This is a genomic window from Shewanella indica, assembly GCF_002836975.1.
In the GTDB taxonomy this organism is placed as follows: Bacteria; Pseudomonadota; Gammaproteobacteria; order Enterobacterales; family Shewanellaceae; genus Shewanella; species Shewanella indica.
Map to the genome: position 1 here is coordinate 69,846 of NZ_NIJK01000003.1, position 22,508 is coordinate 92,353.

The window sequence follows — 22,508 nt, forward strand, 5'->3', positions numbered from 1 at the left end:
GGTGTAATTACTCTGTACGTTCGAACATCAGATCCCAAACACCGTGCCCCAGGCGCTGGCCGCGGGCCTCGAACTTGGTCAACGGACGGTAATCCGGGCGTGGCACTACAGTGCCATCGCTGGAAAGGTTACGATAGCCAGGGGCGGCATTCATCACTTCCAGCATATGCTCGCTGTAGTTTTCCCAATCGGTAGCCATGTGGAACACACCACCAATTTTCAGTTTACGACGCACCAACTCGGCAAAGGCCGGCTGCACTATGCGGCGCTTGTGGTGGCGTTTCTTGTGCCATGGGTCGGGGAAAAACAGCTGCAGCCGCGCCAGAGAATTATCGGCAATGGCGTGCTCCAGCACTTCCATGGCATCGTGATGGAATACTCTCAGGTTGGTGACTCCGGCTTCGCCGGCATCGGCAAGACAGGCGCCCACACCAGGCTTGTGCACTTCGATACCGATAAAGTTAAGCTCGGGGGCTTCCTTGGCCATGGTCACCAGTGAGGCACCCATACCAAAACCTATCTCCAGCACTGTGTCTGCCTCACGGGCAAAAACGGCGTTCAAATCCAGCGGCTCGGGGGAATAATCCAGCCCCATGCTGCCCCAATGCGCTTCTATGGCCTGGGCCTGGCCCTTGGTGAGGCGACCCTCACGCAGCACAAAGCTTCTTACTTTGCGCAGATACTTGCCTTCTTCGTTAAACTCGGCCGTTGTGACTTCGCTCATTTTTGCCCCTAGAGAGGTTTGAAAAAAGAAGGGCATTATCCAAAGTTCACCATACAGTGCAAGCCCTGATGCTGAAAAAGTATACCAACAATCCACAAGAACGAAATAAGTCAATCATTTGGGGGCATCAATCTCCTTGTTTCGCCCCTTGGCTGCGGCTACACTGCGCCGATGAACAAAACAGCCTCTTTCGCAGAACGTATCATAAAATGGTACGACTTGAATGGTCGCAAGACTCTGCCATGGCAACAGCAAAAGACCCCATACAAAGTATGGATTTCTGAAATCATGTTGCAGCAGACCCAGGTCGCGACTGTTATCCCCTACTTCCAAAAATTCATTGCCCGTTTCCCCGATGTCGTCAGCCTGGCCAATGCCGACACGGACGAAGTGCTGCATCTGTGGACAGGTTTGGGCTATTACGCCCGTGCCCGTAACCTGCACAAGGCCGCCATCAAGGTGCGTGATGAGTTCCAAGGCGAGTTTCCAACCGACTTCGACTCGGTACTGGCACTGCCGGGCATCGGCCGCTCAACCGCAGGGGCGGTACTGTCGCTGTCTTTGGGGCAACATCACCCCATATTGGATGGCAACGTCAAACGGGTACTCGCCCGCCACGGCGCCATAGAAGGTTGGCCCGGGCAAAAGGATGTGGAAAACCAACTCTGGCAGCTGACTGAAGCACTCACGCCCAAGGCCGAGATCCAAAAATACAACCAGGCGATGATGGATATAGGTGCCACCATATGCACCCGCTCCCGCCCCGCCTGTGACCAGTGCCCGGTCGCCCGCGACTGCAAGGCGCAGCTTATGGGGCGCCAGGGCGAATTCCCCGGCAAGAAACCGAAGAAGGCGATTCCGGCCAAAGAAGCCTGGCTACTGGTGCTGGAACACAATGGCGAGATCTTGCTGCAGCAAAGGCCACCCGCTGGGATCTGGGGCGGCCTCTGGTGTTTCCCCGAGTTCAGCAACAGACAAAACCTGCTGCAAGCCGCCAAAGCCTTGGGGCTTGCAGAGCACAGCATCACAGAGTTACCCGGTTTTCGTCACACCTTCAGCCACTTTCACCTGGACGCCCAGCCTATGCTGCTGCGGCTAAAGAGCAAAGTAGCCACAGACACGCTGCTGGACCAAGGTCACAGCGCCCAGAGTAAAGACAGGATAATGGAACCCAAACCCTGTCTCTGGTATAACTTAAACCAACCTTCCCGGGTGGGACTGGCCGCTGCAACAGAGCGGGTATTGGCCAGCCTGGAACCGAGTCTGACCAAGGAGTAAACATGGCACGCACAGTTAACTGCGTCTATCTCAAGAAAGAAGCCGATGGCCTGGATTTCCAACTGTATCCCGGCGAACTCGGCAAGCGCATTTTCGACAGCATCAGCAAAGAGGCCTGGGGCCTGTGGCAGAAAAAACAGACCATGCTGATCAACGAAAAGAAACTGAACATGATGAATGTCGATGATCGCAAACTTCTGGAAGAGCAGATGGTCGCCTTCCTGTTCGAAGGTCAGGAAGTACAGATTGAAGGCTACGTGCCACCGGCAGAAGATGAATAAGCCGCTATAGCTGTAGCGAGCGAAATGAGAAAAGGCCCTTATGGGCCTTTATCTTTTGCTGTCGCGACGAAATTTATCGGCCAGTTCGTGGCGAATTCAGGCACCATCCAGGGCTCACCGGCGATATACTCGGTTGGCAATGGACTTGGGACCTTACAGCATCTGTGCTGTGTGGACAGCACTCTTGGTACGGTTTGTTTGTGACTGCAGGCCTGTAAAGGTTTCGAGCTTGTCAGTTATAGTGAGATGTTAGTTAACCACTGGTTGACAATCAACAAGCGATTAGGTGGTTCTCGACCAAAAAGATTATAATTTGATATTTCTTTATCCATAATCATCTTCTCTTGTGTTGCCTTATCACCAAAGTCAAAATTGACCACGCGAACTACGCGATCTAGTTCACAAAACTCAGTTTGTTGAATATCAGTAAAATTGGCTGCAGCAACAATCCTATCGTAACTAATCTTACCATCTACAGGTCTTAGTGAGTCAGGCTTGCAAACTTTGAGGTAACAGACAATAGCTATTACAGATTGATACTCACTATTGAGCTGTTCCTTAGTTAACATATTGCTCAATATAGAAAAATAAGAAAGTATCCTCTCAATCTCTCTAAATGATGGCTGGTAGTATTGGACAACTTCTACCAATACGTTCTCGCACTCTCTGAGATTAGTGTTTCGGTTCTCACCTGACATTTCCCGCAGGACATATTGTAAATATCTATAACCATGATCATTATACTGGTCTGTTGCTCTTGGCAGGGTTAACCATACATTGATAAATTTATGCAGGTAGTTAACAGGATTGCTCTCCCCATATTTAGCCTTAATTGACTGCTCTAATTGCACCCGATTAGTGACAAGGATAAAGGTGATTCCCTTAACAGAGAACAGATGTTTTACTTGCTCTAATAACTCAAGGGCAAAATCTGGCCGACAGCGATCTAACTCATCAATAATGAAAACTATTGGCCCCCCATCCCCTTGCTCTGTTGCAAATGTTGACAGATGTTCTTTGAACGCTTTTAGTGCCAACTTGTCCTTTTGGGCATGTTCAAACCTTTCCTTTACAAGATCATCCACTTGGTCTGCAATTAGATTGGATAAATCTTTCTCCACCGCATCAACGGCACTACCATCGATTACACCAGCGGTAACAGTTCTCACTGTCAGTTTTATTGCGCCTCTGGCTAGAGACTTACCAGCCTTAATCGCTTTATCCTTGAATTGAGTTTGCTTTTCTTCATCCGTATTTGAGATCAATTGATACATCTCAGATGCCAACGCCAAAAATGGGTCCTTTTGATAATCATTTTCGAAGGCATCGAAATACACTGACTGAATTTTTTTCTCCCGCTGATGCGACAAGTAACCCCGCCACATTTTGATAAAGGTACTCTTACCCTGCCCCCAACCTGCATCCAGCGCAATCACGGGATTACTCTCAGAATTTTCTATTAATTTGGCTAACCGCTCACCAAATTCTTTACGCTCGAAAATATCAATCGATGGCTCAAATCCAGTCTTATTGTCTATTTGTACTTCTGGTGTAACTATCTTCATATTTTCACCACTTCTATTTACATTCAAAAGCTTAACCATTAGAGCTTAATAAGTTGGATATCGACATCGCTAATCAAGTCGCCATTGTTTTTTTCAAGCTATTACGATAGTAAACCATCTTTAGATAGCAGCCACAGGTATTCCTCGGTTTCTGCTCCGACGAGACGTTTACTCTCGGAAACTACACTGCTCATCACTGGCAGAATTACAATAGCAGTTAACGGGCAACTATGCGCTCAATAAGCTCGCGCCAATGCCAACGTTTGAAACTTTCAAATCCACGTTTGACTATTAAAGTCCCCCAAAAATCCGGGGGACTCTTTAGTTATACAAGTCCAAGCTAGCCTTGTTGCCGCCGCCCCAGCAGGATAAAGCCCGCAGCCAACAGGGAAGAGATAAGGATATACACGGCTATAATGGCCGAGGTTCCGGGCGGGATCAGCTTTATCAGCACACTGACCATCAGGCTTAAATACAGGCTTTCCAGCGCATAATAAAGCGCCGTTGCCAAACCCGCCGAAGCGGAGAAGGCGTGCAGCGCGCCGTTGGCCGAGACTGCACAAGTCAAGGCAATATTGACTCCAATCAGGTACATGGGAAGCATAAAGCCCAGCAGGGTAACGCCAAAGAGCCACTCGCACAGATAGAGGATAAGCCCACTGACAAATAGCCCCGCCAGCCCTCGAAACACTGTGCCGCTTATTCCCCAACGCCCAACCAAAGGCTTGACGAACCTGGTGGTCAGTATCATCACAATCGCCACCGAGCCGAACCAGAGGCTGAACTCGACTTTACTCAGGCTCAAGGTATCCATCAGCACCGAGGGCGAGGTGGAAAAGTAGGCGAAGAAGGTTCCCATTGCCGTTGCATAAGCCAAGGTATAACCGATAAAAGTCTTGGACCCCAGGATGGTGAACAAGCTATTGAAACGAAACGGCTGGGTTTTGGCCGGCCGGGTTTCTGGCCATTTAAACACTGTGTGCACGGCAACCACGGCAGCGAATATTCCCAGGAAGTAAAATATGCCCTGCCAATGCCACTGCTTTTCTATCAAGGCGCCCAGAAACGGTGCCACTGCCGGTACACAAGCCAACACTGAACCCATGATGGCGTAAACGACTACGCCTTCTTCCCTTTCTGCAAATACATCTCTGACCGTGGCAAACGCCGCAACCAATAGTGCAGACGCGCTCAGCGACTGTAACAATCTCAGTCCCAGAAAGTAATCGAAGTTCGGACTTAAGGGAATAGCCAGGCTGGACAATGAGTACAAGACAGCGCCAATAACGACTATCGGCCTTCTGCCAAACTTGTCCGAGAGGGGGCCAAACAGCAATTGCCCAAGGCCTAGGAGTGCCATATACATGGTCAGCGTCAGCTGAACCTGCTCCCTTCCTACCTTGAAACTTGTGCCGATTTCATTCACTGCCGGAAGGTATAAGTCCATCCCCAGTGAAGCAAGCAGATCAAAAGGTACCAGAAGTACCAAAGAGTATAAGAATGAGTAATTCCAGATATTGTTTCTATTCATTTTTGCGTCCAATTATTGCTAAGAATCTATTCAAGCGATAATTGGACTGCCTTCACTGCTCTCTTCATAATCTAACCTCAATCCCAGGCGCAGGTGCGACTTGCGTTGAAACTATATTTAATAGCTTAATCAAACAAGCATCGAATACTGGCACATCATTGTTTGGGCTAAAACGACTCAAAACTGAGCCGATAGGGCCTGTCGATTGCCTCTCGCAGATCCGCCAGAGAAAATACCCGCTGCAACTCGGCAAACTTTTCGCCGTCAAAATAGACCTGCACCACGGGCAAACTAAAGATACTCATCTGGGCAGACAGCTGCTGGCCAGGGCCCTGACAATCGATATAGGCCGCCTGCAATAGTGGATACTCGTCGGCCAACATGGCGCTTATTCTGGGCTTCAACGCCTGACACACACCGCAATGCTCGCCGCCGAACAGCAGTAATACCGCGGGTTGGCTTTCGAGCAGTTGTTTAAGCTGCTCAAGGGTTTCGATATTCAACATGGTTTCAGCTCACAACTCACCGGCAGCCCAAGTACCCGGGCTCTATTGTTTGTATTGGCGCTCATTGTGCCATATCGGCGCTGGCTTTCGGTGACTTTCGCAGCCAGTTTACAGGCCAAAAAGAAAAAGGCGCCGACGGCGCCTTCTGTAAAAACTATTGTGGGTTACTGCTTAACCCCTTCAACCACCAGATCGAGTTTGACGTGAGTGGAAGCCGGGCCCAGATCGGTAGTAATCTTGTAATCCTTGAGGGCAAACTCGGTAGAGCCGATAAACCCGGCGCGGTAACCACCCCAAGGGTCCTGCCCTTCACCGATAGCCTTGGCATCTATGGTCAGCGGCTTGGTGACCCCATTGAGAGTAAAGTCACCGGTGATCGCCAATTCGCCATTGCCTTTGTCCTCCACCTTGGTGGACCTGAAGCTGGCCTTGGGATACTTGCCGGCATTGATGAAGTCGGCCGAACGCAGGTGCTTGTCCCGCTCGGCATGGTTTGAATCCAGGCTTTGGGTGTTGATGGTCACATTCACCTTGGCATCTGTCGGGTTGGCCTTGTCAAAGCTGAAGCTGCCTTCAAATTCGTTAAAACGCCCGACCACAAAGCTATAGCCAAGATGGTTGACTCTAAAGTTGATAGAGGCATGGGCGCCCTGGGTATCAATCACATAGTCGGCGGCATTCACGGCGCAAGGCAATAACAGGGCGCTGCCAAGCAAACCGGCAAACAGGGTCTTTTTCATTTTGCTATCCTCTCTTGAGTTTAATCATCCTGACGAGTGTCTGATCTTTATCGATAAAATGGTGTTTCAGCGCCGCCAAGGCATGCAGCACCACCAAGGCTATCAAGCTATAGGCGGCGTATTTATGTATCGCCCCGGCGATATCGGCCTGATTGTTAAACAGCTCACCGACACCCGGCAGCTCAAACCAGTCAAATACCGCGATACCCCGGCCATCGGCGGTGGAGATCAATATGCCACTCAGCATAATCAGCAGCAGCAACAGGTAGAGTCCCCAATGCGTCAAACGGGCCGCCTTCTGCAGTAAAGGCTTGTCCGGTATCGCCTGTGGCGACGGGCTCAGCAGTTTCCACAACAATCTGACCAGGGTAAGCGCCAACAGCAAAATGCCGATACTCTTGTGCAGATGCGGCCCCTTCTGATACCAGGCACTGTAATAGGTCAAATCAACCATCCAGTAGCCGAGCCCAAACAGGCCTATCACGGCAATGGCCGATAACCAGTGGTTCAAAATGCTGACAAGGCCGTAGCCCTGACGAGTGTTGGCAAGCATTTTCTATCCTTAAGCTATGTCTTAAGCACATCATATGGAAACTAAATGAAAACTAAAATCATTAAATATTGGCTATTTATTTCGAAATTTTAGAAAGAAGGACAAAAGGTGGGCTTAAAGAGCCACAGTGCTGCGGGTAACACGGCAGATTGAGGCAAAGATAGTTTGATGCAATGGGCGGCCTGCTGGCTTTTCAAGCGATATCAGTTTGATTTCAGCTCAAAAAGCCCAATTCTGAGCATTAACTGAGCGAACACAGGATTTATGCCGAAAAAGCACTTGCAGGAAAAAATTCAGAACTATATTATACGCGCACTCCGAACGACACGGGCCTCAACCCCCGGTTCGAAGTAGATGACTGACACTCAGTTCAGTTGCCCGAATAGCTCAGTTGGTAGAGCAGCGGATTGAAAATCCGCGTGTCCCTGGTTCGATTCCGGGTTCGGGCACCACAATTTAGCCGGCATAGCTCAGTTGGTAGAGCAACTGACTTGTAATCAGTAGGTCCCGAGTTCGACTCTTGGTGCCGGCACCATGAAACAGCAAAAACGCCACTCACCGAGTGGCGTTTTTGTTTCTGTAACTCTCTACCGGCCCAACTCCTTGTCTCTAATCATTAATCTTCCCCATGTCGTAGTCATATATAGCTTAGAGCCATAGCTGAACCTGGTATTAAAGGCCTGTTCAAACAAACATCATTCGGAGTGCTTGTTTGAACAGGCCTGACGGTGAAGATTGACTCTGGATGCAGAGACTATCCGCCCCATTGAAAGTCCATTTTCAGGTTCATCGCCAGTTTAAAACCAGGTCAGATTGCCGGTACCCTAAACCTCTGCCCTTGAATTTCCAGCACCACGTCTCTTGGACGGATCTCAACAACCTTTAATATTCCTTTGATACTATCGCCCTCCTGCAATTCGGCACCGTCTACATTCAACCAACGCTTGGAAGGCTCAGAAGCGTATACATGGGCACTGATATCAAATTCAGGCACTTGCAGTTGCAGTCCGGCAGGCAAGCCACCATAGGGAGGCACCTCTTCCTCAGTTTTGGGAATGGGGTCCAATTCAGGAGGCGATACAGGTTTTTCCGCCGAGTGTCGGTGCTCAACATCGGCTAATGCAGCCTGAAACTGAGCCACCAATTCATCCTGGCGGCGACTCTCGGCACTGGATAGTCCCACATCCTCAGCCGCATCATTGACCTGGCGCTTGAGTGACTCGAGCACTTCAAGTCCGCGACGGTTGGGATTGGCTCCCAGGATAATCAGCTCCTCATCCGCTGCCTGTATCGCTTGCCGCTGATTTGCAAAAGATGAACTGCCAGACTGAACTTGCTCAAACTGCAGCTCTTTGGCCGCTTCAGCCACACTGGCAGCCAGCGTATCATTATGATTAAGCTCAGTACTCGCTAAAGCCTGACTCTGATTGGCTTCGCCCCTTTGGTTTAGATTTGTGCTACTCACAGCTTGGGCATTTTGAGGCTGTGTGCTCTGCGGCTGTATAGTTTGCGATTGGGTTAGTCGAGATTGAACCACTTGAGCCTGAGGTATAGGTTGAGCCAGAGGCAAAGCAACTTTTCCGGCTAAACGCACCTCAGCAGCACTCTCGGCCGCTTGGTTTGGTTGCTTGTCTCTTTGAGGATTATCTTGTTTCCTGGCTTGCTGCTGGGCACCCTGTGGCGAGGCTTGCGCCTCAACTGAAGATGTCTCGGGAGACTGAATCTTTTTGCTGTTATCCAACATGTGCCACCCCCAAGCCAGCCCCCCTCCTGCCAGTACAGCGACTACCAATACTGCCAGCGGCTTGAAATAGGCTCTGCCAGATGAAGGTTGACGATATTGCGCCCTGGGGGTCAACACAGGATCCAACTGCTCTCCCATTTCCTGCTGTTTGGCCCGGGTCACCGCATCAAGAAGAATAGACATCAGCTCTCTCCCCCCGCATACAATCTGGGCCCTTGATGGCTCAGATACAGGTTGAGCTGAACCAAAGTCTGGCTACCGGCAATACCGTCCGGCTTCAAACCATGACGACGTTGAAACTGTTGCAACGACTGCTCCAACTCGCTGTCAAAATAGCTCATTAATCTGGCTTGGCGCCCATCTACCTGCGCCAGAGTATTTTCCAGCCACTGCACTTGAGCCAAGCCGGCACTGGGGCCTATCGCCTTGAGCGGATCTTTGGGGGCATCCCAGATAATTTCAAAAGTGCCGCTGAAATGACGGTTGAACCAATCAACACTGACCCAAAGTTGCTGTTCATTGAGTTGTAGCAGTAACTGTTCACCATCTTTAGTAACCAAAGTGCCGAAGAAAGGCTGCTGTTGTTCATCTTCCAGATAGACCACAGCCGGATAATTGAGCCGTAGCAAGGAGTTGAGATTACCCTGCTGCTGATAACAGGCAAGCCCCTGCTGCTCAGCGGCCTGACAAGCGCTGATGCCTGAATATGGCACCTTGTCCCAAAGCGCAAACAGCGCCGCGAAGGCAGTATCGATATTGCGGCTCTGATCTATGGCCTGCGTCAGGATCCGTTGTGCCCGGTTGACAGCGGGCTTATCTGCGCCAGCTGGATTGACAGAAGGATGGTTAACAGCAGCTGGATTACCGGAAACCTGAGTCTGCTTGGCATCTGTCCCTGAATGAAGTTGGCGTCCGGACTGATCTTGGGCCACAGCCTTCTCCGGCTGCGCCAGGAAATAGTAACCACCGGCAAATGCCAAAAGCAGCATAGCGGCAGCAGAAGCCGGTAACCAATAATTACGCTGTTTGATTTTCTCTCCCAGCACCTCTTCGGCGGCAGAGGCCACCATCTTGGCATCAATAGGCGTTCGCGACTGACCATAACCCGCCATCAGTGCTCGCTCACACAAGAGGTTGATAAGCCTTGGAATACCACCACTGAATTTATGCAGCGCCCGAATCGCGCCGCGATTGAACAGGGGTTCGCTACGTCCGGCAACCTGCAACCTGTGCTGCACATAGAAACCCACTTCCTCTTCAGTGAGCGGCAACAGATGGTACCGGGCGGTTATACGTTGCGCCAGTTGCCGCAACTCCTGACGCTTGAGCAGTTGCTGCAACTCGGGCTGACCTATGAGGATCACCTGCAACAATTTACGGGTATCAGTTTCCAGATTGGTAAGCAGGCGCAGTTGCTCAAGCACTTCGGCCCGCAGATGTTGGGCCTCATCAATGATCAATACTGTATTACGTCCGGCCTGATGGTTAGCCAGCAGAAAACCACTGATATGATCGGTCAACTGCTTAAGGGTAGGTGCCTCACCATAAGGAATTTTCAACTCATCACAAAGTGTGGCCAGCAGCTCAAGCTCGGTTAGAGATGGATTGAGGATAAAGGCAGTATCCGTGTTATCCGGTAGTTGCCGCAACAAACAGCGGGAAACTGTGGTTTTTCCTGTGCCCACTTCGCCCGTCAGCAGCACAAAGCCCCCCGTCTCTCCCAGGCCATAGGTCAAATGCGCCAAGGCTTCCCTGTGTCTGTCACTGAGAAACAGGTAACTGGGATTGGGTGCAATTGAAAACGGGTTATCGTTCAGTCCATAAAAGGCCTTGTACATAGGCACTACCATCCTTCTTTGTTAGAGACAGCTCAGTTTAAGGCAAGGTCATAAATTGTAAAACCCCGGCCGCCATTTATGTGATGCACAGGAAAGTCCCCAGCGGCCCGCTCTCATGGTATCCTGAGGCCATTACCAAAGCAGTCGATTATAAGGAATTCACAAGCGTGCAGATTTATCTGGTTGGCGGAGCGGTACGCGATAAGCTATTGGGTTTGCCTGTCAAAGACAGGGATCATCTGGTCGTCGGAGCGACTCCGGAGCAGATGGTCTCACTGGGATACCGGCAGGTGGGCAAGGACTTCCCTGTGTTTCTGCACCCCAAAACCCAAGAGGAATATGCCCTGGCAAGAACCGAGCGCAAGACAGGCTTGGGATACGGCGGTTTTTCCTGTTATGCGGCGCCCGACGTCACGCTGGAAGAAGATCTATTGCGGCGGGACTTGACTATTAATGCCATAGCCCAAAGTGAGGATGGCGAACTGCACGACCCCTACAACGGCCGAAAGGATATCGAAACCAGGGTGCTAAGGCATGTCTCCCCCGCTTTCGTTGAAGACCCGCTACGGGTACTCAGAGTGGCCAGATTTGCCGCCCGCTTTGCGCCTCAAGGTTTCAGTATCGCCCCAGAAACCCTGGCTCTGATGCAGGAAATTGCCGCTGGCCCCGAGCTTGGCGCACTAACGCCGGAGCGGGTATGGCAGGAACTGGATAAGGTGCTCGGCTGCGAGCAGCCCCAGGTGTTCTTTGAAGTTCTACGTCAGGCCAAGGCTTTACAAGCACTGATGCCGGAAATCGATGCCCTGTTCGGCGTACCGCAACCGGCCAAATGGCACCCTGAAATCGATAGCGGTATTCACACACTTATGGTTTTGGAGCAAGCCGCTAGACTGACCCAGGACAAAGCGGTGCGTTTTGCCGCGCTGGTACACGATCTCGGTAAGGCTTTGACCTCGGCCGACATGCTGCCCAAACATCACGGTCACGGCCAGAAAGGTCTGGCACCTATCCGCAATCTGTGTGAGCGGCTCAGAGTGCCTTCTGAGTATCGAGATCTGGCGTTGCTGGTCAGCGATCAGCATCAAAATATTCATAATTTGGTGGAGCTCAGACCGGAAACCATAGTGAAAATCTTCGATAAAGCCGATTTCTGGCGCAAGCCAGAGCGCCTGGAGCAACTGGCGCTGGCCTGTGAGGCCGATGCCAGAGGCCGCACCGGGCTTGAACAAGCGCCCTACCCTCAGGCGCAGGCGTTGAGGCAGCTTTTTGCGGTGGCAGCAGCGATAGATGTCAAACCCATAGTAGCAGCAGGGCACAAGGGCCCGGCCATCAGGGTAGAACTTGCTCAGCAGCGGATTGCTGCAGTACGTCAAGAAAAGCAACTGTTACTGAATTCCGCCGTTTCCTGAGAGAAAGGCAAGATATTGACAGTGATAATTTCAGTTATGTTAAAAAAATAGCGAAAAAAACTGGCTATTTTCCCAAAGACTTGGCAATTCAATGAGTATTCGATAAGGTAAAGTGGCCTGTGCGTGAATATTCGTAGCAAAATAAATTGACTATGACATAATTAGGCGGTGTCGGCTGTTTTGCAGTCGAGCCATTAAAAATCCAACCTATCTAAAGGGATTTCTTCATGAACAAAAAAGTACTGATGATTGCTGGCGTAGCAATGACTGCTCTGCTGGGTGGCTGTGCCAACACCACTGCTCTGGAAGAAAGCGTTGCTAACCTGGGCAACAAAGTTGATCAATTATCAGCCGAAGTTAGCTCTCTGAAAGCAGAGCAAGGCAAACTGTCTGCTGACGTTAAAGATGCCAAAGCTGCTGCTATGGACGCTCAGTCTGAAGCTAAGCGTGCTAACGACCGCTTGGACAACGTTGCTTCTCGTTACAAGAAGTAATTCAGTCCCGGATCGGCAACACCAAGGTGTTGCCGATTTGCTTTTCGCTGAAGCCTACAATGGCTTCCAGTCAGTCCTGTTCAAGATTCCAGCTAACCTTCACTTTTCAGCCTAAATCCGAGGCTCAAACTCAGTTTCGTTTAATCACCAACAAACGGTAATCCAGCTCCAATCCCTTGATGGCCCGTCCGGCAATCGAGCGTTTCTGCTTTTCACCGGCACGCCAAGCATAAGGGGTGGTTTCCAGAAGCGTCAACGCCTGTTCGCCACTGACATCCAGCGAAAAACTCAAGCTCTCGGTTTCCAGCACAGTCAACTCTGCCGGCAGGCTGATACTGAACTCCCGCTGCTTGAGGTCAGCATTCAATTGTTCACGCAACTGCCATAAGTGCCTGGGCCCGGGTGCCAACATCATAAGATGTGCCCTCGGCTTCATCACCCTGGGGATCTCCTTGCCCTTGAGCTGACCATCGAGCAGAGTCACCAGTGAAAACTGCGCATCTGCGAAGGGCAAACGTTTGGCAACACTGAGAAAAACCTGCGCCTCAGGCAATGCCTTGGCTGCGGCGAAGGCTGCATTTTGCGCATCACAGATTAACAGGCGTTGCAGCTCTTCCGGCAGTTGCAACATCTGCTGCAAAGCGCCGTCTCCGGCGTTGGGGTCAAGTACAGCTTCACAGTTTTCAGCAAGTCTGGTCAGCTTGAGATTGAGCGCCTGATGCAAAGGCGCCATCAACTCAGACTGCAACAAAAAACGCCGGGCCCGCAACGCCTGGCGCGACAAGGCATGTACCGCCGCGCTCTTGGGCTTGGCCAGCAGCCAATAGCCGTCTTCCTGGCGATCGAAGTGATGTTTGTTGGCGCAGTAAAAACCTCTGGATGCCAGATGTTGCCTGAGTTCACTCTGGCAAACAGGGCACTGAAATTGCACTGAATTCATCTTAAAGCCTCACAGAAAAATAAAGCCGCACAGAAGTGCGCCGAGCGCCAAACGATAGATCACGAAAGGCAGCATGCCCATCTTGCTGATGATCTTCAAAAACAGGTGAATACAGGTGAAGGCCGCGACAAAAGAAAGCACCACACCCAAAATCAAGGCTTGCCAGTCAATCACATGCCCGCCTTCGAGCAGATCTTTGCCCATCAGCAGCGCCGCGCCCAGGATCACTGGAATCGACATCAAAAAAGAAAAACGCGCCGCCGCCTCGCGATTAAGCCCCAGCATCAGGGCCGCGGTCATGGTGATCCCCGAGCGACTGGTGCCGGGAATAAGCGCCAATGCCTGGGCAAAACCTATCATCAATGCCTTGCGCCAACCGGTTTGATACTCAGTAAGTTCAAGCCGAGCCATCTTATCTGACCACCAGAGCAGCAAACCGAATATCACAGTAGTAATGGCGATAACACCCGGCCCCCGCAGATAAGTTTCAACCAAATCTTTGGCCATAAAACCAAAGATGACTGCAGGTATGGTAGCCAGAATAATCCACCAGGCGAGTTTACTCTCGGCGCTGTGATTGCCCTTGAATATGCTGCCAAACCAGGCATTCAGCATAGCTATGATTTCAGCACGGAAGTAGAGTACCACAGCGAGTAGTGAGCCTATGTGCACTGCCACATCGAAGGCCAGCCCCTGATCTTCCCAGCCGAGTAACTGAGAGGGTAAAATAAGGTGCGCCGAGCTGGAAATAGGCAAAAATTCAGTCAGGCCCTGGATCAGGGCAAGGATAATGACCTGTAATGTGTCCATAATTGTCCTTAAAAAATCAGGCCGACAGGCCCCAATCGAAAGCGATAGGCCAGAGCTTCTGACTGGCCTTATCATATTCCTGCCACAACTGCTGGTAGCTGAGTTGTGCCAGAGGATGCTTGGTTTGCGGTGCCAGTTCAGCCAGTGGCCAAAGCACAAAAGCGTTGGTCAGGATCTCGGCTCTGGGTAAAACAATGGGCTGCTGACAGACCTTGTCATCGTAGAGCAGTAGATCCAAGTCAAGAGTCCGCGGAGCAAACTTTTTGGCACCCGGGAGCCGACCATGGCGCAGCTCTATCTGCTTGAAACAGGCCACCACTTCGGCAATACCGAGTGACGTATGAGCGCCCACCACCATATTGAGAAAGTTGCTGCCCTTGAATCCCACTGATTCACTCTCGTAAACCGATGACAACAGCAGCTCGCCAAAAGCAGCGTGCAGCTCGTGGATAGCTGCACGCAGATAACGTTCCGGGTCGATATTGCTGCCCAGACTGATGTAGATATGTGCCATATTGCCGTTAGATACCACGCTCAATTTCAACACCGACCGCTTTGGCCGAAGGAATGGCGCCGGGCTTCATCACCCGCACCTTGACCCAAGGCACTGCAAATTCACTCATCAGGCAATGGGCTATCATTTCGGCGACGGTTTCAATCAGCTCAATAGGCTTTGCGGTAATCAAGTCGGTAAGACGCTTGCTGACGGTTTCATAGCAGAGCGCCTGGCTGTAATCATCGCTGTCTGCAGCGGCTCTGTTATCCCAAGCCATATCCAGATCAATAAGCAGTGTCTGGTGTATCTGTTTTTCCCACTCGTAGATCCCAATAACCGTCTCTATCTGTAATTCCCGTATCAGCACTCTGTCCATAAAATCCCCCCTTAGCAACTGCCGGGCCTGAGGTCAGATAAGCTAACGTCAATAAAACCGCTATAATCCGACGCGTTCCGGAGATATTCACGGCAGCCCCTTTCTACCTGGCCCAATCTTAAGTAGGATAAGGCATTGAAGGACAAGATGAACCCGAAATTTCCAACCACCATTAAGTGGTCAAGATTTTCACCTTGGGTTATCCGGGCAAGGGCTGCATTTTTCAATGTGCGCGATAATACCTTAAGACGAGTAAGGAAACCAATTTGAGTACCATGGTACTGACCCCAATGATGATTGTGGCCGCTTACCTGCTCGGCTCTATCTCCAGCGCCGTGCTGGTGTGCCGCCTCAAGGGTCTGCCGGATCCCAGAGGCAAAGGCTCCGGCAACCCAGGCGCGACTAATGTGCTGCGTATCGGTGGCACCTGGGCCGCCGCCATGGTGTTTTTCTTTGATATGCTCAAAGGAGCTCTGCCCGCTTATACCGCTTATCTGATGGGGATAGATGCCGTCTGGCTTGGGGTGATAGCCATTGCCGCCTGCCTGGGACACATATACCCGATTTTCTTCGGTTTCAAGGGCGGCAAAGGCGTAGCCACAGCGCTCGGTGCCATGGCGCCTATAGGTGAAGGCTTGGCGCTGTGTTTGATGGGCACCTGGTTAGTGGTGGTTTTACTGACCCGTTATTCCTCGCTGGCGGCCCTGGTTACCGCCCTGCTGGCACCTTTATATACCTGGTGGCTGGATGACAGATTTACCCTGCCGGTGGCCATGCTATCGACACTGATCATTATCCGCCACAAGGATAATATTCGCCGCCTGCTCAAGGGGGAAGAATCCAAAATGTCGCGCTCCAGGCGCACTAAATAGAAGCAATTGCACGGTTGTAACGACTGTCACAAAAACAGCAAAGGCGCCATTGGCGCCTTTTACTTTTCAGGTTACAGAGGATGAGTTAGCTAGGCTCCTTCAGGAAATCGCCTCCAGGGTATCCAGCGGCCAACGCGGCTGCCCTTTCACCGCCAACGTCTCACGCTCGCCGGCCTTGAGGCGCTGCAAGCCTGCGTAGGCTATCATGGCGCCGTTATCTGTGCAGAACTCGCCTCTGGGATAGAAAACCTTGCCGCCACGACTTTGCATCAACTCGGCCAGTGAGCTTCTCAGACGGGTATTGGCACTGACACCACCGGCAATAACCAAGCGCTTAAAGCCGGTTTGCTCCAATGCGCGGCGGCACTTGATAACCATGGTATCGACCACGGCTTCTTCGAATGCCCTGGCGATATTGGCACGGGTCTGCTCATCATCCGGTTCGGCGGCTATGGTATTGGCTGCGTAGGTTTTCAGTCCCGAGAAACTAAAATCCAAACCCGGCCTGTCAGTCATAGGGCGGGGAAACTTATAACCGGACTTTTCCCCTTTGGCGGCGAGTTTAGCCAATCTTGGGCCTCCAGGATAATCCAGCCCCATCAGTTTAGCTGTCTTGTCGAAGGCTTCACCGGCCGCATCATCTATGGATTCACCCAAGACTTCATAGCTGCCTATGCCTTCTACTTTCACCAGCATGGAGTGACCACCGGAAACCAAGAGCGCCACAAAGGGAAACTCAGGTGCATCCTCTTCCAACATGGGCGCCAGCAGATGCCCTTCCATATGGTGGACACCAACAGCAGGTTTATTCCAGGCAAATGCCAGGGAGCGACCAACGCAAGCCCCCACCAAAAGCGCACCTATAAGGCCCGGCCCCTTGGTGTAAGCAATACCGTCGAGATCTTCGATACGGGTATCGGCCTTGGCCAGTGCTTCACGGATCAGTGGCACTATTTTACGCACATGATCCCGTGATGCCAGCTCAGGCACCACGCCACCGTAGTCGGCATGCAACTTGACCTGACTGTAAAGTGCATGGGATAACAGCCCCTGCTCTTCGTCGTAAACCGCTATTCCTGTCTCATCACAGGATGTCTCAATACCTAAAACCCGCATCTATGAAATCTTTCCACCTGAAAAGGGGCGCCAATTCTACCCCTAACCAGGAGATTTCTCCAGTTGTAGGCTAAAGTGAATTTACTTTAGGGACTTTACATTCAGTGCCTGTCGGTTTAAAATTCCGCACCATTTTAAATCCACTTGGGTCAAGTGATTGACTCAATACAAACTTACACCTAAGGGGTGATGGCGTATGCCAATTATTAAAGTACGTGAAAACGAACCATTCGACGTAGCTCTGCGTCGTTTCAAGCGCTCTTGTGAAAAAGCCGGTATCCTGGCCGACGTGCGTGCTCGTGAATTCTACGAGAAGCCAACTACTGCTCGTAAGCGTGCAAAAGCTGCTGCAGTTAAGCGTCTGGCCAAGAAGCTTTCTCGCGAAAACGCACGTCGCGTACGTTTATACTAATTCCTTATGAGCCTGATAGATAAGCTGAAAGACCAGATGAAACAAGCCTTGGTGGCCAAAGAGAAGGTCCGCCTGGGTACGATTCGTATGGCATTAGCTGCCATCAAACAGATTGAAGTGGATACCCGCGAAACTCTGAATGATGAGCAGATAATAGCTGTCTTGACCAAAATGGTGAAACAACGCCGTGATGCCATTGCCCAATATGAGGCAGCGGGTCGTCCGGAGTTGGCAGAAGTCGAAGCAGCAGAGATTCAAGTTATTGAAACTTTCCTGCCACAGCCTCTGAGCGAAAGCGAAATCGCTGCGCTGATTGATGCGGCTATCCAAGATAGCGGCGCCAGCACTATGGCGGATATGGGCAAAGTAATGGGAGCGTTGAAATCCAAAGTTCAGGGTCGTGCAGACATGGGTGCAATTAGTGCCCAGATCCGTGCCAAACTGCAATAAGCGGGTTTCCACGTATGAACAAGCCGTGCATCTGCGCGGCTTGTTTGTTTACATCGGTCAAGGGTGCATGACTCAGTCTGATGGCTATACCTCGTGATTTTATCAATGAGCTGATTGCTCGCACAGACATAGTTGATCTAATCGATCACAAAGTACCCCTTAAAAAAGCGGGTAAGAATTATTCTGCCTGTTGCCCTTTCCACAGCGAAAAATCACCCTCTTTCACCGTTAGCAGAGATAAACAGTTTTACCATTGCTTCGGCTGTGGTGCCCATGGCAATGCCATCGACTTCATCATGGAGTATGACCGTCTCGAGTTTCTCGATGCCATTGAGGAGCTGGCAAGCCAACTGGGGCTGGAGGTTCCGCGGGAGAATAACCCCAATCGTCGTCGTGACGAAGGGCTCAGCCGCGATCTCTATCAGTTGATGGAAGAGGCTAACAGGTATTACCAAAGCCAGCTCAGACAACACCAGGACAAACAGAAGGTGTTGGACTATCTGGCCTTTCGTGGATTATCAGACCAGGTGGTCGAGCGCTTCGGCATAGGCTTTGCCCCCGACGGCTGGGATGGCTTGCTGAGTCGCTACCGCTCACAACAGGAGTCGCAGGACAAACTGTTGACTGCGGGGATGATTATCAGCAACGACAACGGTAAGCGTTATGACCGCTTCCGTGACAGACTGATGTTCCCGATCCGCGATAGACGCGGCCGGGTGATTGCCTTTGGTGGCCGGGTATTGGGAGATGGTACCCCCAAGTACTTGAATTCTCCGGAAACGCCCATATTTCATAAGGGTAACGAGCTTTACGGTCTTTATGAACTGAAGCAGGCTCACAGAGAACCCCGACAAGTGCTGATTGTCGAAGGTTATATGGACGTGGTGGCGCTGGCTCAATTTGGGGTCGATTATGCAGTAGCCTCCCTGGGGACTTCGACCACAGCCGAACAATTTCAGTTGTTGCTGCGCAGCGCCAAAGAAGTGGTTTGCTGTTATGACGGTGACAACGCCGGAAAAGAAGCAGCCTGGCGCGCACTGGAAACCGCCCTGCCACTGCTTAAGCCCGGCGATACAGTGCGCTTTATGTTTTTGCCCCAGGGGGAAGATCCCGACTCCATGGTGCGTAAGACAGGCAAAGAAGCCTTCGAGGCATTGATAGATGAAGCGCAAACACTGACAGGGTTTCTGTTCGATACCCTGACCACTAAATACGGGACAGACAAGGGCAACTTGGCGAAACAGGCCATAGCTCTGATTGAAAAGATTCAAGATACTGTGCTGCAAAATCTATTGCTCGAAGACCTGTCACACAGGCTCGGCATGAACAGCGCAGATGATCTGAAGAAGAAGCTGGGATTCAAGAGCCCCCAAGGGGTGGCTTCTGCCCGGCATAAAGCGCTTAAGGGCCGGGGTACCCCGCTGCGACTCGCCGTCGCCTTGCTGGTACAACACCCACAGTTGGGGCTGAATTTGATCCCCCAACCGGCTCTTAAGCATTTGCAGATGGCCGGCATAGACTTGCTGGTCGAATTACTGGATTTGACTCGCGCCCAGAAGATGAACAGCGCACAACTACTTGAGCAATTCAGGGATACGGACGAATTTTCTGCCCTGAGAAAACTAGCCCAATGGGAGCATCAAGTGGCGGATGAAAACCTGGAGCAAGAGTTCAAAAAATCCCTGGTATGGCTGAACAATCAATACATTGAGCAACGTTACCAGGAATTAAGTCTGAAACAGACCCATACTAAAGAAGAGAAAATACAGCTTAAGAAGCTAATCGCAGCGATGAAAAGCTGCCAATAAGCTCTCTCAATTTATGGGTCCGGTCGCCGGACTAGCACAGGGATGCGCACATGGCTATAATTGACGATTTGTGCGGCAAGAGCCCAAGGCCGCTGCCCATCGTTGTAACAGTTACCCAACTTGGATGATATCTATGGATCAAACTCCGCAGTCGCAACTTAAACTGTTGCTCGCCAAAGGCAAAGAGCAAGGTTACCTAACCTATGCAGAAGTGAATGACCACTTGCCTGCAGATATGGTCGATTCTGACCAGATCGAAGATATTATCCAGATGATAAATGACATGGGTATCCGAGTGTTTGAAGAAGCACCGGATGTCGATGACATTATGATGTCGGAAGACAGCACGGATGAAGATGCCGCCGAAGAAGCCGCAGCAGCTCTGGCCTCAGTCGAGAGCGAGCTGGGCCGCACCACAGACCCAGTGCGTATGTATATGCGTGAAATGGGCACAGTGGAACTGCTGACCCGCGAAGGCGAAATTCAGATCGCCAAGCGTATCGAAGAAGGCATCAACACGGTACAGAGCTCAGTCGCCGAGTACCCACAGGCAATCGCCATGATCCTCGAACAGTTTGATCAGTTCGAGGCCGAAGAGATCCGCCTGTCCGACATTATCTCTGGATTTGTCAATCCCGATGAAGACAATGTAGGCCCAAGCGCCACCCATATTGGCTCAGAGTTATCCGATGAAGACCTGGATGATGAAGATGATATGGACGACGATGACGAAGATGACGACAGCGATTCCGAAGATGAAGGCTCAAAAGGCCCGGATCCGGAAGAAGCCCGTGAGCGTTTCGGCCAACTACGTGCCGTCTATGAAAACTCACTGAAGCTCATCGAACTCAAGGGACGCGATCACCCCGAGTCAGTCGCGGCTCTGTTCCACATCGGCGAAATTTTTAAAGAATTCCGTCTGGTGCCCAAGCAGTTTGACCGTCTGGTCAAGAGCATGCGCAGCATGATGGACAAAGTGCGGGTTCAGGAACGCCTGATCCTCAAGCTTTGTGTTGAACAGGCCAAAATGCCGAAGAAGAACTTTGTTAAGCTCTTCACCGGCAACGAAACCGACATCAGTTGGTTCAACGCTGAGATGAACTCCGGCAAGCCATACGCCGAAGGCCTGAAAATGGTCGAGGAAGACGTGCTGCGTTGCCGCGCCAAGCTGGAAGCCATCGAAGCCGAAACGGGTCTGTCTATCGCCTCAATCAAAGACATCAACCGCCGCATGAGCATAGGTGAAGCCAAGGCTCGCCGTGCCAAGAAGGAAATGGTTGAAGCCAACTTACGTCTGGTTATTTCTATCGCCAAGAAATACACCAACCGTGGCCTGCAGTTCCTGGATCTGATCCAGGAAGGCAACATAGGTCTGATGAAGGCAGTAGACAAGTTTGAATACCGTCGTGGCTATAAGTTTTCTACCTATGCTACCTGGTGGATCCGTCAGGCCATTACCCGCTCCATCGCGGACCAGGCCCGTACCATACGTATCCCGGTACACATGATAGAGACTATCAACAAGCTCAACCGTATCTCGCGGCAGATGCTGCAGGAAATGGGACGCGAGCCTTCTCCGGAAGAACTTGCCGAGCGGATGATGATGCCGGAAGACAAGATCCGCAAAGTGCTGAAAATCGCCAAAGAGCCTATCTCCATGGAGACCCCTATCGGGGACGACGAAGATTCGCATCTGGGGGATTTCATCGAGGATACAACCCTCGAGCTGCCACTGGACAGCGCCACCAGCGAAAGCCTCAAGAGCGCCACTCATGAGGTGCTGGCTGGCCTGACAGCCCGTGAAGCCAAGGTTCTCAGAATGCGTTTTGGTATCGACATGAACACTGACCACACCCTGGAAGAAGTGGGCAAGCAATTCGACGTTACCCGTGAACGTATTCGTCAGATTGAGGCCAAGGCACTGCGTAAGCTGCGTCACCCGAGCCGCTCGGAAATCCTCAAGTCCTTCCTGGACGAGTAAACAAGCTTTTGTACAAAAACCCCGCATCGCGGGGTTTTTTATTGCCTTTAAGACTCAAGTCTGATTAACAGATAACCACTTGAAAGCAATAGCATCAATAATGCGCAAAACACGGGTGACAAGCGCAATTAAACTTCGTATACTCTCTCCCGCTTCTGGTGATGACGATTGCCTTAAGCCGGCCCCTTAGCTCAGTTGGTTAGAGCACACGACTCATAATCGTTAGGTCCCCAGTTCGAGTCTGGGAGGGGCCACCATATTTTTCGAAGGCTTAGCTAACTCAATTTAGCTAAGCCTTTGTTGTTTCTAGGTATGTTTATTTTCGATCACTCAGTTGTGCGAACAAGCCCCATGTGTGCTCTGCATTGGCTTACGGGCCTGAATACAAGACGTGGTTCGCAGCAAATAGCCCTAGTCCTTTGCAAGAAGCACAACACAGCAGGCATTTAGAACGAAGATAAATAATGTGGGGGAAGAAGTCAGCGGAATTTCGACTCAGTATGTGGTAGTGTTCATAAATCTGTGTCATTTGAGTAATATACACCCAAAAGGATATTCAAATGACCAAACCTACATTCGACATG

Annotated in this window: 22 protein-coding genes and 3 tRNA genes; 12 read left to right on the forward strand and 13 right to left on the reverse strand. The window is 51.1% G+C overall.

Annotated features, from left to right (window positions below):
• Positions 1 to 7: 7 nt before the first annotated feature.
• Positions 8 to 724: a tRNA (guanosine(46)-N7)-methyltransferase TrmB gene (trmB, locus tag CX650_RS00560; RefSeq protein WP_025009473.1), complete on the reverse strand. Its 717-nt coding sequence runs from the start codon at positions 722 to 724 to the stop codon at positions 8 to 10.
• Positions 725 to 895: 171 nt separating this feature from the next.
• Here trmB and mutY point away from each other — a divergent pair, with 171 nt between their 5' ends.
• Entirely contained in the window at positions 896 to 2,002 is a 1,107-nt protein-coding gene (gene mutY, locus CX650_RS00565; RefSeq protein ID WP_101094726.1) for an A/G-specific adenine glycosylase, read from the forward strand.
• Positions 2,003 to 2,004: 2 nt separating this feature from the next.
• Positions 2,005 to 2,283 (forward strand): oxidative damage protection protein, encoded by a 279-nt coding sequence (locus CX650_RS00570; protein WP_025009475.1) that lies wholly within the window; start codon positions 2,005 to 2,007, stop codon positions 2,281 to 2,283.
• 236 nt (positions 2,284 to 2,519) lie between these two features.
• Here CX650_RS00570 and CX650_RS00575 read toward each other — a convergent pair whose 3' ends face one another.
• The 5 genes from CX650_RS00575 to CX650_RS00595 form a co-directional block, all read right to left on the reverse strand.
• Entirely contained in the window at positions 2,520 to 3,848 is a 1,329-nt protein-coding gene (locus CX650_RS00575; RefSeq protein WP_157822969.1) for a KAP family P-loop NTPase fold protein, read from the reverse strand.
• A gap of 340 nt (positions 3,849 to 4,188) precedes the next feature.
• The gene (locus CX650_RS00580; RefSeq protein ID WP_101094728.1) at positions 4,189 to 5,379 is read right to left on the reverse strand and encodes a multidrug effflux MFS transporter; all 1,191 of its coding nucleotides are present in this window, start codon (positions 5,377 to 5,379) and stop codon (positions 4,189 to 4,191) included.
• A gap of 167 nt (positions 5,380 to 5,546) precedes the next feature.
• A complete protein-coding gene (locus CX650_RS00585) occupies positions 5,547 to 5,885 on the reverse strand; it encodes a thioredoxin family protein (RefSeq protein WP_101057019.1) in 339 nt (112 codons plus the stop codon).
• Between the two features lie 164 nt (positions 5,886 to 6,049).
• Entirely contained in the window at positions 6,050 to 6,625 is a 576-nt protein-coding gene (locus tag CX650_RS00590) for a YceI family protein (RefSeq protein WP_101094729.1), read from the reverse strand.
• Between the two features lie 4 nt (positions 6,626 to 6,629).
• Positions 6,630 to 7,178 (reverse strand): cytochrome b, encoded by a 549-nt coding sequence (locus CX650_RS00595; protein WP_101094730.1) that lies wholly within the window; start codon positions 7,176 to 7,178, stop codon positions 6,630 to 6,632.
• Positions 7,179 to 7,554: 376 nt separating this feature from the next.
• Between CX650_RS00595 and CX650_RS00600 the strand changes: the two genes are divergently transcribed.
• Together CX650_RS00600 and CX650_RS00605 are read left to right on the forward strand one after the other, a co-directional pair.
• A tRNA-Phe gene (locus CX650_RS00600) sits at positions 7,555 to 7,630 on the forward strand.
• A 7-nt stretch (positions 7,631 to 7,637) separates the two neighbouring features.
• Positions 7,638 to 7,713 (forward strand) — tRNA-Thr (locus CX650_RS00605).
• A gap of 273 nt (positions 7,714 to 7,986) precedes the next feature.
• Here CX650_RS00605 and CX650_RS00610 read toward each other — a convergent pair.
• Complete coding sequence (locus CX650_RS00610; protein ID WP_101094731.1) at positions 7,987 to 9,105, reverse strand: general secretion pathway protein GspB; 1,119 nt, start codon at positions 9,103 to 9,105, stop codon at positions 7,987 to 7,989.
• Positions 9,105 to 10,760, reverse strand: coding sequence for an ExeA family protein (locus CX650_RS00615; protein WP_101094732.1), 1,656 nt, complete (start codon positions 10,758 to 10,760; stop codon positions 9,105 to 9,107). Before CX650_RS00615 ends, CX650_RS00610 begins: the two co-directional genes overlap by 1 nt.
• Positions 10,761 to 10,927: 167 nt before the next feature.
• Between CX650_RS00615 and CX650_RS00620 the strand changes: the two genes are divergently transcribed.
• Positions 10,928 to 12,169, forward strand: coding sequence for a multifunctional CCA addition/repair protein (locus tag CX650_RS00620; RefSeq protein ID WP_101094733.1), 1,242 nt, complete (start codon positions 10,928 to 10,930; stop codon positions 12,167 to 12,169).
• A gap of 227 nt (positions 12,170 to 12,396) precedes the next feature.
• Positions 12,397 to 12,663: an Lpp/OprI family alanine-zipper lipoprotein gene (locus tag CX650_RS00625; protein WP_025010519.1), complete on the forward strand. Its 267-nt coding sequence runs from the start codon at positions 12,397 to 12,399 to the stop codon at positions 12,661 to 12,663.
• 130 nt (positions 12,664 to 12,793) lie between these two features.
• On the opposite strand, the gene CX650_RS00630 is transcribed toward CX650_RS00625, so the two are convergent.
• Genes CX650_RS00630 through folB form a run of 4 tightly spaced genes read right to left on the reverse strand, consistent with a single transcriptional unit; the run spans position 12,794 to position 15,285 of the window.
• Positions 12,794 to 13,603, reverse strand: a complete 810-nt coding sequence (locus tag CX650_RS00630) for a putative RNA methyltransferase (RefSeq protein WP_101094734.1) — start codon at positions 13,601 to 13,603, stop codon at positions 12,794 to 12,796.
• Positions 13,604 to 13,612: 9 nt separating this feature from the next.
• Complete coding sequence (locus CX650_RS00635; RefSeq protein ID WP_101094735.1) at positions 13,613 to 14,413, reverse strand: undecaprenyl-diphosphate phosphatase; 801 nt, start codon at positions 14,411 to 14,413, stop codon at positions 13,613 to 13,615.
• A gap of 16 nt (positions 14,414 to 14,429) precedes the next feature.
• Positions 14,430 to 14,927, reverse strand: coding sequence for a 2-amino-4-hydroxy-6-hydroxymethyldihydropteridine diphosphokinase (folK, locus tag CX650_RS00640; protein WP_039034923.1), 498 nt, complete (start codon positions 14,925 to 14,927; stop codon positions 14,430 to 14,432).
• A 7-nt stretch (positions 14,928 to 14,934) separates the two neighbouring features.
• On the reverse strand, positions 14,935 to 15,285 hold the full coding sequence (gene folB / locus CX650_RS00645) for a dihydroneopterin aldolase (RefSeq protein WP_039034924.1): 351 nt from the start codon (positions 15,283 to 15,285) through the stop codon (positions 14,935 to 14,937).
• Positions 15,286 to 15,560: 275 nt separating this feature from the next.
• On the opposite strand from folB, the gene plsY reads away from it, so the two are divergent.
• Positions 15,561 to 16,157, forward strand: a complete 597-nt coding sequence (gene plsY, locus CX650_RS00650; RefSeq protein WP_373297541.1) for a glycerol-3-phosphate 1-O-acyltransferase PlsY — start codon at positions 15,561 to 15,563, stop codon at positions 16,155 to 16,157.
• 99 nt (positions 16,158 to 16,256) lie between these two features.
• Here the strand turns inward: plsY and tsaD are convergent, their stop codons facing one another.
• A complete protein-coding gene (gene tsaD, locus CX650_RS00655) occupies positions 16,257 to 17,273 on the reverse strand; it encodes a tRNA (adenosine(37)-N6)-threonylcarbamoyltransferase complex transferase subunit TsaD (protein ID WP_039034926.1) in 1,017 nt (338 codons plus the stop codon).
• 196 nt (positions 17,274 to 17,469) lie between these two features.
• Here tsaD and rpsU point away from each other — a divergent pair, with 196 nt between their 5' ends.
• The 5 genes from rpsU to CX650_RS00680 all read left to right on the forward strand — a co-directional run bounded on the left by rpsU (position 17,470) and on the right by CX650_RS00680 (position 22,181).
• Entirely contained in the window at positions 17,470 to 17,685 is a 216-nt protein-coding gene (gene rpsU / locus CX650_RS00660) for a 30S ribosomal protein S21 (RefSeq protein WP_006080725.1), read from the forward strand.
• Positions 17,686 to 17,691: 6 nt separating this feature from the next.
• A complete protein-coding gene (locus tag CX650_RS00665) occupies positions 17,692 to 18,135 on the forward strand; it encodes a GatB/YqeY domain-containing protein (RefSeq protein ID WP_039034927.1) in 444 nt (147 codons plus the stop codon).
• A gap of 80 nt (positions 18,136 to 18,215) precedes the next feature.
• On the forward strand, positions 18,216 to 19,943 hold the full coding sequence (gene dnaG / locus CX650_RS00670) for a DNA primase (protein ID WP_039034928.1): 1,728 nt from the start codon (positions 18,216 to 18,218) through the stop codon (positions 19,941 to 19,943).
• Between the two features lie 133 nt (positions 19,944 to 20,076).
• On the forward strand, positions 20,077 to 21,924 hold the full coding sequence (rpoD, locus tag CX650_RS00675) for an RNA polymerase sigma factor RpoD (RefSeq protein WP_101094736.1): 1,848 nt from the start codon (positions 20,077 to 20,079) through the stop codon (positions 21,922 to 21,924).
• Between the two features lie 180 nt (positions 21,925 to 22,104).
• A tRNA-Ile gene (locus tag CX650_RS00680) sits at positions 22,105 to 22,181 on the forward strand.
• Positions 22,182 to 22,508 lie beyond the last annotated feature (327 nt).